The organism is Pyxidicoccus sp. M6 (genome assembly GCF_055568925.1).
Genome location: NZ_CM145714.1, coordinates 7,133,595 through 7,144,763, shown reverse-complemented (window position 1 = coordinate 7,144,763; position 11,169 = coordinate 7,133,595). Strand labels below are relative to the sequence as shown.

Annotated in this window: 8 protein-coding genes; 4 read left to right on the top strand and 4 right to left on the bottom strand. The window is 69.2% G+C overall.

What is annotated here, in order from left to right:
• Positions 1-78: 78 nt before the first annotated feature.
• Complete coding sequence (locus ACVTJA_RS28385; protein WP_465824251.1) at positions 79-345, bottom strand: LamG-like jellyroll fold domain-containing protein; 267 nt, start codon at positions 343-345, stop codon at positions 79-81.
• 165 nt (positions 346-510) lie between these two features.
• On the opposite strand from ACVTJA_RS28385, the gene ACVTJA_RS28380 reads away from it, so the two are divergent.
• The gene (locus ACVTJA_RS28380; protein WP_465824249.1) at positions 511-2,253 is read left to right on the top strand and encodes an NADase-type glycan-binding domain-containing protein; all 1,743 of its coding nucleotides are present in this window, start codon (positions 511-513) and stop codon (positions 2,251-2,253) included.
• A gap of 32 nt (positions 2,254-2,285) precedes the next feature.
• Complete coding sequence (locus ACVTJA_RS28375; protein ID WP_465824247.1) at positions 2,286-3,407, top strand: polysaccharide deacetylase family protein; 1,122 nt, start codon at positions 2,286-2,288, stop codon at positions 3,405-3,407.
• Here ACVTJA_RS28375 and ACVTJA_RS28370 read toward each other — a convergent pair.
• On the bottom strand, positions 3,395-4,984 hold the full coding sequence (locus ACVTJA_RS28370; RefSeq protein ID WP_465824245.1) for an FAD-dependent oxidoreductase: 1,590 nt from the start codon (positions 4,982-4,984) through the stop codon (positions 3,395-3,397). The two genes, ACVTJA_RS28375 and ACVTJA_RS28370, sit on opposite strands and share 13 nt — an antisense overlap.
• A 347-nt stretch (positions 4,985-5,331) precedes the next feature.
• Here ACVTJA_RS28370 and ACVTJA_RS28365 point away from each other — a divergent pair, with 347 nt between their 5' ends.
• Complete coding sequence (locus ACVTJA_RS28365) at positions 5,332-6,648, top strand: hypothetical protein (RefSeq protein WP_465824242.1); 1,317 nt, start codon at positions 5,332-5,334, stop codon at positions 6,646-6,648.
• Between the two features lie 116 nt (positions 6,649-6,764).
• Here ACVTJA_RS28365 and ACVTJA_RS28360 read toward each other — a convergent pair whose 3' ends face one another.
• Positions 6,765-8,537 (bottom strand): serine/threonine-protein kinase, encoded by a 1,773-nt coding sequence (locus ACVTJA_RS28360; RefSeq protein WP_465824239.1) that lies wholly within the window; start codon positions 8,535-8,537, stop codon positions 6,765-6,767.
• Positions 8,538-8,645: 108 nt separating this feature from the next.
• Here ACVTJA_RS28360 and ACVTJA_RS28355 point away from each other — a divergent pair, with 108 nt between their 5' ends.
• On the top strand, positions 8,646-9,638 hold the full coding sequence (locus ACVTJA_RS28355) for a hypothetical protein (protein WP_465824237.1): 993 nt from the start codon (positions 8,646-8,648) through the stop codon (positions 9,636-9,638).
• Positions 9,639-9,681: 43 nt separating this feature from the next.
• On the opposite strand, the gene ACVTJA_RS28350 is transcribed toward ACVTJA_RS28355, so the two are convergent.
• Positions 9,682-11,145 (bottom strand): serine hydrolase, encoded by a 1,464-nt coding sequence (locus ACVTJA_RS28350; RefSeq protein WP_465824234.1) that lies wholly within the window; start codon positions 11,143-11,145, stop codon positions 9,682-9,684.
• Positions 11,146-11,169: the final 24 nt, after the last annotated feature.

Sequence of the window (11,169 nt, the reverse complement as noted above, 5' to 3'; positions counted from 1 at the left end):
CGTGGGGACCGGCGGACCTGGACTCCGACGGCCCCCCACTCCAGCCAGTCCGGCGAGAACAAGGTGGGCAACCCCTGCTCACCTTGTGCGGCAACTACCTGCACCGCCTGAGTTGAAGACGGCCTGGAGCTCCTCCTGGGTCAGGGCCCGATTGTGAATGCCTACCTCGTCGATGATGCCAGTCCAGGTTCTGGGGTAACCCAACTCACGGAAGGGCGAGTAGGTCGAACCGATGGTCCATGGCGTCGCGGAGTCATACACAAGGGTCTTCTGGAGGGTTCGCGCTCCTTCGAGCAGGCCATCGACATACAGCTTGAACGCGATGCCGTCGTAGGTGGCGGCCACGTGATGGAACTGCCCGGCGGGAAAGCTGTGGCTGGATGCCCGCGCTTCGGTGCCCGAGGGGCCACAACGTGGCCAGGAGGAGACTGTTCCGGGCAGGTCCGCCCATCTGACCGTCGGCACGCCGCGTGCTTTGGGACGCGCGTCCCCCACAGTCAGGTGCCTCACATGCGCTGGTTCACGCCGCTCGCTGTCTCGTTGTGCTTCGCCGCTTCCACCGCCGGGGCCACTCCCGAGGTCATCATCACCCCGCAGAGCAGCCAGTTTCCCGTCGTCACGCTCACGGTCAACGTGCGCGATAGCGCTACCGGCAAGCGCATGGGGGGCCTCACCCGCGAGGCCTTCTCCATCCGCGAGGACATGAACCCCGGAGAGATCATCTCCTTCGAGGAGCAGCGCCTCGAGGGCGCCGCTACCAGCAGCTCGGTGGATGTGGTCTTCGTCTTCGATCAAACGGGCAGCATGAGCGAGGAGATCGCCGGCCTCGTGGAGCGCTCGCGCCAGTTCGCGGACATCCTCGGCAACAGCGGCTTCGACTTCAGGCTCGCGCTCGTCTCGTACTCGGACCGGGTGGAGCGCGTGGTGCCGTACACAGCGAACGTCGAGGAGTTCAAGCGGCAGCTCTCGAAGCTGACGGCGGAGGGCGGCGACGACGAGCCCGAGAACCAGCTCGACGCGCTCATCGAGGCCTCGAAGTTGTCGCACCGGCCCGGTGCGAAGAAGGTCTTCCTGCTCATCACCGACGCCTCCTTCCATTCGGGTGACAAGGTGACGAGCCGCACCGCGCAGGGCGTGGCGGAGGCGCTCCAGTCCAGGGGTGTGCAACTGCACGTGGTGGGCCCGGACCTGGAGCCCTACCACTGGATGCCGGGGAAGCTGGGGGGCACCTTCTTCGACAAGGACTCGGGTGACTTCCGGGAGATCGTCCGCTCGCTGGCGGGCGGCGTGGCGGTGAACTACGTCGTCAGCTACCGCAGCCCCCGTCCGCAGGATGACGCCACCCGCCGCGCAGTGGAGGTGCGCGTGAAGGTGGGCAAGGACACGGGCCTCGACGTGACGCAGTACCAGGCGCCGAGCTGGATCACCGCCAGCTCCCGCATGGACTTCTTTTCGGGAGAAGAAAGCCGGTACGCGCCGGTGCACGTGGTGGACGGCGCGCCGGACACGGTCTGGGCCGAGGGCGTGCCCGGCCAGGGCATCGGTGAGTGGCTCCACATGCGCTTCGAGAAGGAAGAGGCCGTGAGCCGCGTCGCCCTCACGCCGCCGCCGGCCGGCTACGGGTGCCCCAAGGAGGTGCGTCTGACGCTCGGGGCCTTCACCAAGGTCGTCACCCTGGAGAAGGACAAGGGCCGGCAGGAGTTCGCGCTCTCCCCGGCCGTGTCCGCCGGCGCGTTGGAGTTGGAGATCGTCAGCGTGCACGGTGGCTCCGACCTGACCGGGCTCTCCGAGGTGGAGGTGTACGCCGGCAGCCCGCCGGTGCTGCTCGGGCGCATCGCCCGCTCGCGCAGCAGCGTGGCCGCGGTGGAGAGCGCAGACTCGATCAACAAGAAGGGCGAGCAGCTCTATCACCAGGGCAAGCTGAAGGAGTCGATTGCCCTCTACCAGCAGGCGGTGGACAAGAACCCGGCGCACGCTCAGGCGTACAGCAACCTGGGGTTGTCGTACCAGAAGGTGGGGGACTACCCGAACGCCATCTGGGCCAACCGGAAGGCAATCTCGCTGGCGCGGGGCTCGGGGAAGAGTGGGGTGATGGCCAGCTCGTACTACAACATCGCGCGCATCTTCGAGGCCCAGGGGGACTGGAAGCAGGCGGAGCAGAACTTCTGGTGGGCGAACCAGAACCGGCCCATGAAGGTCTACGGCGACGCCATCGCGCGCATGCAGCGCAAGCAGGCCGAGGCCGTGAAGTAGGCCTCGGCGCCCGCGTTCCCCGAGAGTGCCCCATGTCGCGCCTCTTCCTCATCCTGTCCGCGCTCGTCTGCGCCGCCCTGCTCGCGCCCTCCGCCCACGCGGCGGGCCTGAAGGTCTCACTCACCGAGCGCGCCCACTGGCCCTGGCCCCTGGAGTCCCCCCAGGCCTTCGACATGGCCTCGCGCGCGGAGATCGCCGTGTTCGTCGAGGCGCTGGCGGACTCGGAGCCGCGCCAGGACGCGGGCTCGGGATACGCCGCGTCGGTGGCGCGGTGGAAGGAGGGCCTGCGGAAGGTGCTGGTGGAGAACTTCCGGAAGGCGCGAGAGACGTGCACCGCCGGGGCCCTCTTCTGCGAGGGCGAGGCACCCGCGAGCTGGGAGTCGCTGGTCACCACCGCGCGCAGAGGGTTGGGCACGCTGCCGGCGGAGCTGGCGCCCTGGTACGCGGAGCAGAAGCCCTTCCATCAGGGCTACCTGTATGAGCAGGCCCGGCTGGCAGGGCTCTTCCCCAAGGTGACGAGTGAGATTCTCCCGCTGGCGCCCTCCGAGCACTTCGGCCAGGAGCTGCCCGACCGGCACTTCCTGCTCACCTTCGATGACGGCCCCACGCCCAGGGGCGGCGGCACGGACGTGCTCACCGGAACGCTGCGCGCCGAGGGCATCCACGCGGCCTTCTTCCTGCTGGGCAACGCGTACACGGCCCGGCGGAAGGCGACGTCGGTGGAGCAGCTCCGGACGCTCTACGCGGGAATGTGCGTTGGCTCGCACGGCCAGGAGCATCGCTCCCATGCCACCTGGGCCGGCGCGGTGGAGGGCATGACGTCCTTCCACTCCCGGCTCGCGGAGAGTCTGCCGGAGGGCCAGGCGAAGCTGACGTTGTTCCGCCCGCCGTACGGTCAGCGCAACCCGGCCATCCTCCAGGCGCTGGAGCACGGGGGGATGAAGGACGTCCTATGGAACATCGACTCGCAGGACTGGCACGCGAGCATCACCGGCTCGAGGGCCGCTGGACGCGTGCTGACGCTGATGCTGCTGTGGCGGCGCGGCATCATCCTCTTCCACGACACCCACCCGAAGGCGCTCGAGGCCCTCCCGCGCATCTGGCGCGAGGTGCGCGGCTCGGGCGTGAGCTGGGTGGACTGTCACGAGCAATAGCCAACAGGGCTCCTCTCCGTCCTGGGGAGCTGTGGGCTCAGGAGAGGGCGGAGGTAGTCCTCCACCTGCTCCGGAGTGCCCGGGCTCGCGAACAGGCCGACATGGCCATCCGGCCGCACCAGCACGAGCGCGTCGCCTAGCACGTCGTAGGCCGCGCGCGCGTGACCGCCGGAGTCGACGAGGTCCTGCCCGTGGCAGCGCTCTCCCGGCCGCAACAGCCGCAGGGCTCGCACCATGGTCGCGTGGCGCTCGCTCACGCGTGTCACCGTGCCCGCATGCGCCTCGCCGAAGGCGAGCAGCGTGAAGTGCGGCCCCCGGAAGGCATCGAACAGGCGGACAGCACCGCCGCTGGCGTCGTGACAGGGCGCATCCGGGGCCCGGTCTCCCGCGCACAGCCTTCCCGGGTTGCGCTGCTCGTCGCGAGACAGCGTGCCCCCGCGATAGCTGATTCCAAGCTGCTGCTCGTCCGCGCCCCGCCGCTGCGGCTTGAGGCCACCGTTCGCTGAAGCCTGGCGATACAGCCGGGTGGAGAGGCCCAGCACCTGCGCCGCGATGGGCAGCCGCTCCTCTTCGTACGTGTCCAGCAGCGCCTCGGGCGCGCCCGCGAGCACGTGGCCCAGCTTCCAGCCCAGGTTGTACGCGTCCTGGACGCCGGTGTTGAGCCCCTGGCCTCCCGTGGGCGGGTGGACGTGCGCGGCATCTCCCGCGAGGAACACGCGGCCCACCCGGTAGCGGTCCACCATGCGCACGTTCGGCCGGTACACCGAGAGCCAGCTCGGGCTGTGAAGGCGGATTCCCGAGCGTGGCCGGGCGCACTCGGCGAAGAATTGCTGGAGGCCGTGCTCGGTGAGCTCCGGCGGCTTCATCCCGGTGGGGAGCTTCGCGAAGAACTGGAAGTGCTCCGTGCCGGGCAGGGGGCAGAGCGCGATGGCGCCGCCCTTCGTCTTCGGCCAGACGTGCCAGTTCTCACGGTCGAGCCCATCCACCCGGACGTCGCCCACCAACATCCGCTCCTCTTCGTAGGTCTCTCCCGCGAAGCCCACGCCCAGCGCCTTGCGCACGAAGCTGTGCCCGCCATCGGCGCCGACGAGGTAGCTCGCGCGGACCTGCTCGGTGCGTCCATCCCGCGTCAGCGTGGCCGTGACGCCGCCCGCGTCCTGCTCGAAGCCGGTGAGCGCGGTGGCCAGCTCCACCGTGCCTCCGTACGCGGCGAGCCGCTCGCGCAGCAGCTCTTCGGTGCGCCACTGCGGGACGAGCCAGGTGTTGGGGTACGGCACGTCCGGTGTGGGCTCGCGCTGTTCGAACATGCTCCAGCGCATCAGCGGCAGGCCTCGCCACCACATGCGGAGGCGCGGGTACTTCGTGCCGGATGCGAGGAGCGGGCCGATGAGGCCCAGGTCGTCGAAGACCTCGAGCGTCCTCGGTTGCAGGCCCTTGCCGCGCGAACCGGCGAAGTGCTTCGGCTGGGCTTCCACCAACCGGAACGCGACTCCGCGCCGCGCGAGCTCACAGGCCAGCGTCAGGCCCGTGGGGCCCGCGCCGGCGATGAGGACTTGAAGATTGCGTGACGGACTCATGGATTTTCCCTGGGCATGCCCGGTGCTCGTGACCCAGGGAAAATGTAAGGAACAGCTTATTTTGTCAGCTTGCATTCCCCAACGGACAGAGCCGCGCCCGGCCGCCACAGGGAAAGGCACCAGGTGGGGAGCGTCCGTCGGCGTGTGGAGGAGGGGAGCGACTGATATTTGCGCTCAGCGGATTGGAGGCCCCCAGGTCCCCTCGGAGCCTCGAGACCGCGAGGACGGCGTCCGCGTACTCCTCCGCGAACGCGCTGTCCCCGGTTCGCGCCGTGTGCATTTTCCTGGGATGGCTGTCGGGTCACCGGCCTCTGCTGATTGAAGGCAACACCTCCATGGAGGCCGTCATGAACTTCCCCCGTATCTTCCGCCAGACCCAACCCCAGAAGCCCGTCGTCCCCCCGGTGTCGACCCAGCCGAAGCCGCCCGCTCTTGCCGCGCAGCCGCGGGCCGTCTCCTCGCAGCAGCCGCCGCGCGACACGTTCACGCCCGCGCCCCAGAAGCCCAGGGTCGACCTGCAAGGCAGCAGGGAGGCGTCGACCCTGCTGACGGAGGACGTCAACGATGCCAAGGTCAACTGCCTGGACCAGGCGGTCGACTACATCGGCACGCTCCCGGAGGGTGCGCAGCAGGAAGCGGAGCTGGTGCTGCTGGATGACACCCGCGAGGGCGTCAAGGCCAGGGACGGCCACGTGGTGGTGCGCCAGGGTGATCGGGTGGTGGACCCGACGACCGGCAAGGCATACGCGAGCACCAGGGAATACCTCGCCGAGCACCCGCACTACAAAGAGGCCGGTACGGTGTCGGGCAAGGACGTGAAGAGCATCTTCGCCACCCCGGCCGGAAGTCCCGAGCGGAAGGCGGCGCTCGATGCCGCGCAGGTGCCGACCGACCTGCAGAAGAGGAATGTCGCCGACGGCGACACCCAGGTGCTCGCCCCGGCGCCGCTGTCGTCCTGCCAGGATCAGAAGGCGGCGGAGGAGGCCGCGCAGTACGACCACTACAAGGCCATGATCGAGCGCAATGGCGGCACGTTCGACTCGACGCCCGGCAAGCGCAACATGCTCGCCATCCGCCACGACACGAACACGAAGACCAACGACGGCAAGGGGGCCTACGACGACAAGGCCGTGCTGATCTGGGTGGACGAGAAGGGCGGCAAGCACTGCACGTCGTACAGCGCCTGCACCGAGCCCGGTGAGCAGATGCTCGACGAGGGCTGGGGCGAGGAGATTGGCGGGGACGACCGGAAGGACCTGGGACGGCTGCCGGAGGGCTCGTACACGTACCACCTGCGCCACTCCACCGGCCGGATGCTCGGTGGCCTCTTCACGCGGGGGCCGTTCGACAACGAGGGCACGCGGGAGATTCTTGGCGCGCCCGAGGGGGCGAAATGGCAGGCCGAGTACGACGTCGACCATGACGGCGACTTCGACGAGAACGTGCGCGGCAAGGATGGCGAGGAAAACCTCTGGCACATGGGCCGCGAGGACAATCCGCGCAGCGCCGGCTGCCAGACGATGCCCCCTGACGAGTGGAAGCGCTTCCTCCACGACCTCGACCTGAAGAAGGACCAGTCCATCAACTACACGCTGGTGCAGGAGGACCCGTCGAACGGGGACGTCGTCTACGCGCCGCCCGAACAGGGCCTCGGGACGGCCTGACGGGAAGGCTCCGCTTCAGGGGCGGGGAAGGGGTGGAAGGGGCGCGAGTGGGGTGGGAGCACGGGACGGAGCTCTATGCGCTCATCGATGCCGCCGATGACCCCGGAAGCAGGGGCTCAGCGCGAGCGCTGGATGACAGTCGGCGCCGCGTCGGTGCCCGGCTTCACGAGTCTCGTGGCCGCGTCGTGTACCGCTGGGTCCGCGGGCATCTCGCGCGTGAGCAGCGCTTCGACCTCGGCGGGCGTGGGGTCGCTCAGCTCCGACAGCTCCCGCTCGCGTGCCCACCGCTCCGCGAAGCTCGTGCGCAGCCAGCTCGCGAGGTCCACCTCCGGCAGCGCGTGCCGCACCGGAGCGAGCGCACGCTGGAAGGCCCACGCATCGGCGAAGCGGTCTTCCGGATGCGGCCGGAGCGCGATGTCGACGACGTCCCTGAGCATCCTGTACGCCTCCGGTGCATCGGGCCGCTCCAGGCGCGGGAGCCGGGGGCCTCCCGCGTTCTCCTGTGGCCTCGGAAGCGTTCCGAACAACAACTCATGCAGCACGCAGCCCAGCGCATAGAGGTCGCCGGACGCGGTGGCAGGGGCTCCCGCGCGCCGCTCGGGCGGCATGTAGACGAACTTCCCGATGACGTCGCCCACCTGCGTGAGCCGGTCCACCGCCGGCACCACCGTCGTACCCGAGACGCGCTCCGTGGCGTCACCGGCACCATGGGCAATTCCGAAGTCCACCACCTTCACCACGCCATCGAAGGACACGATGAGGTTGTCCGCGCTGATGTCCCGGTGAATCACGCCGCGCTCGTGCGCATAGGCCAGTCCGCGCAGCGCCTGCTGGCACAGCTCCACCACCACTTCCAGCGGCAGCGCCTCTTCCTTCCGCACGCGCCGGACGAGCTCCAGCACGCTCACGCCGCTCAGGTACTCCATGACGATGAACCACCCGCCATCCACCTGCCCGAGGTCGTAGACGGACACGACGTGCGGATGGTGGAGGCGCGCGGCGGTGCGAGCCTCGCCGATGAAGCGGTGGAGGCGCACGGCGGGGTCCTCGCCGCCGCCGCCCTCGTCCAGCATCCGCTTGAGCACCACGAGCCGGTGGAAGCCCGCGCGCCCGGTCCGCACCGCGAGCCACACCTCGCCCATGCCGCCGCGCCCCAGCCTCACGAGCCGGCGGTAGCGGTGGATGCCCGTCCCCAGGTCCGCGCCCCGCAGCGAGCGCGCGGTGAGGATGGCCAGCGCGGTGGTCGCGAGCAGCAGGAACGGCAGCCCCACCAGCGCGAACAGCGACGGCCCCGGAGTCCAACCCAGGTCGATGGTCAGCTCCCGCCCCAGCAGCACCAACGCGCACAGCGCCGCGCAGAGCACCGCCGCCGACATGGCCCCGCGGCGCTTCATCAGCCGAATCGCCTCGAAGGCCCAGGTCCCCGCCACGCACGCCGCGAGCACCCAGAACAGCGGCAGGCTCAGCCCCGCCGTCGCCCGCGACAGGTCCTCCAACGCCAGCCGCGTCGCCCCCAGCGAGAGCACGGAGAGGGTGATGTCGAGCACCCGCACCACCCCGAGCGCGACGGTCACCCCCAGCATCACCCGCCGGCCGAAGGTGAGCGGCTGGTCCAGCAGCGACCACGCCACGCGCAACAGCGGGTAGGGCAGGGCCACCGAGGTGAGCGTGCCGAACACCAGCCACGGGCGCGTGTCGGTGAAGACGGCGCTGGCCTCGCGGCTGGTGAGCCCGGCGACGAAGCTGATGACGGCGAACCCGAGGAAGCTCCAGGCCAGCCAGAGCTGCACGCGCTGCGAGCGGACCGCGGCCCACGTCGCCAGGTGCACCAGGGCGAGCACCAAGAACGCTCCCGCGAGCGCCAGATGCAACATCGTGTAGGGCGTCACGGGCCGTTAGCGTAACTGAGTAAATAAAGGAACGGCATCGAGTCAGGACTGACTCGCGGTACACTCCCCGTCTCCCCCGCGAAAGGACGGCTCCACGTGTCCCTGCGAATGACGAGAGGCTCCCGATTGCAGTGCGGCCTCATCGCCTTGGGCCTGCTCCTGCTCTCCACCCCGGTGAGTGCCCAGACGTCGGAAGACCGCGCCTACGTCAGCTTCAGCCTTGCGCGCGGCACGGCCATCGGCGCGGAAGGAGGGAAGCTCGACAACTGGAGGCAGTGGGACCTCCGCATGCCCCTGCCGCCCGTGTTCCTCGGGAAGACGGTGCTCGTCCCATCGCTGGCGTACGAGACGCGGTGGCTGGCGCTGGAGCCTCAGGGGACGCTGGTGGGCCGCGATGAGGACGACCTGGGCCGCCGCTTCCACCGCATCCAGCTCGGGCTCACGGCGGTCCGGCCGCTCGCGCCCCGGTGGATGATGTTCGCGGGGGTATCGGGCACGGCGCGCACCGACTTCCGGAGCTCATTCGACCTGGGCATGGACATGTCCTGGGTGGGCTACGCCATGGCGAACTACCTCATCGGCGGCGACCCCGGGATGCGGCTCATGTTCGGCGTCGTCGTGCTGTGGCCCTTCAACGTGCTCCCCGTCATCCCCATCGTGGGCTTCGGCTACCGCAAGGGGCCGTACATCGTGGAGCTCGGCCTGCCCCGGCTCACCTTGATGCGGAAGTTCGGGGACGGGCTGGAGCTGGGGCTCACCGGCGTGTTCGACCAGCAGGTCTTCCACGCCCGGATGCCGGAGGACGGGCTCGCGCTGGGCGCGCACTTCGTCCGCGAGACGTCGCTGCACTTCGGCCCCACGGCCAACGTCCGGCTGGGCGGCGGCACCGTGTGGCTGAGCACGTCCGTGGGGCTCGACGTGCTCAACGACTTCGCGCTGCTCGACAAGGACCGGAAGGCGCTGGAGCTCGGCGCCAGCTCCACGCATCCCGCGCCGTTCCTCCGGGTGGCGTTGAACTGGCGCCCGGTCCGGTCCGCGCCGAAGGTCACCGTGCCGGCCGGGGCACCCGAGCAGGGTGCTCCGGAGGCTCCAGCGCGGTAGGCGCGGCCCCGCTGGGAAGTCGCGGGGCCGCACTCCCGACGCATCAGCGCGCGGCGCTCGGCTTCTCCAGCCGCTGCACGGTCTGCGCCGCGTTCGTGTTCTTGGGGTCCAGCTCCACGGCGCGGCGGTAGTTCACCAGCGCCTGCTCCTTGTTCCCCTGCGCCAGGTACGCTTCACCGAGGCTGTCGTAGACATTCCCGGAGTTGGGGAACATCTCCACGTTGAGCTTGAGGACTTCGATGGCCTCCGCGACGCGCCCGGTACCGAGGAGCCGATAGCCGACGTTGTTCAGCTCGCGCTCCGCGAAGTCGTACTCGGCCACCTTCGTGGCCTTGAGCGTCCGGTAGCGGGCGATGGCCTCCGCGGCGGACGACTTCTCCAGCATGGCCAGCATCACGTCGCCGATGGCCTGCTGGGGCTGCTTCGGTGGGATTCCGTGGAGGATGCTCAGGACGCCCGTCGCCATCTCCATCTGCTTCCGCCCGCGGGACGTGTTGTCGAGGAGGATGACGAACTCCTTCTTCTCGGGCGCGCGGATGAGCAGGGAGGCGAAGCCGTTGATGCCGCCGCCGTGTCCGATGCTCGCGAGCTTCGTCTTGCCGTCGTGCAGCTCGAGCGGGTTGATGATCCATCCGAACCCGTAGTTCTCCAGCCCCGGGGTGAACATCCGCTGCTTGAGCTGCGCGGGGAGGAGCTTGTCCTCGTAGAGCGCGCGGTCCCAGCGGTAGAGGTCCTGCGCCGTCGAGTACAGCGAGCCGGCGGCGTAGGGGATGGTCATGTCGAGGTAGTCCGCGTTGACGTACCCGCCGGGACGGGCCTCGTAGCCGCTCGCGCGCTTCGGGAGCACCGTGGCGCTCACGTCGTAGCCGGTGCCCTTCATCCCCAGCGGGTCGAAGATGCGCTGCTTCAGCGCCTCCGCGTACGTCTGCCCGGTGACCTTCTCGATGACGGCGCCGAGCAGGAAGTAGCCCGAGTTGCTGTAGTTGAACTTCGTGCCGGGCTCGAACTCCAGGTCCCCGCTGCAGAACTTCTTCACGAAGTCCGCGACGGTGTACGGGTCTCGTGAGCTCTTCTTGAAGAACTCCGCGTTGGTGTAGTTGGGCAGGCCGGACGTGTGCTGCAGCAGGTGGGCGAGGGTGATGCGGTCGCCCGTGTCCTTGCGGTAGTCCGGCAGGTACTTCGTGACGGGGTCCTCGACCTGGAGCTTCCCCTCGGCGGCGAGCTGCAGGATGACCATCGCGGTGAACTGCTTCGTCACCGAGCCGACGCGGAACTTCGTGTCGGGCGTATTCGGCACCTGCCACTCGAAGTTGGCGAAGCCGTAGCCCTTCTCGAAGATGACGCCCTTCTCGTTGGCCACCAACACGCTGCCGTTGAACTGGCCGAGCTGCTGGTACTTCGTGATGAGCCGGTCAATCTCCTGCTTCTGCGACGCCGCCTCGGCGCCGGGCGCCACGCCCATCCACGCCACGAGCACGCCCATGCAGAGCGCCTTCAGCCAGTTCATTCGTCCTCCAGTGAGTTCCCGGAG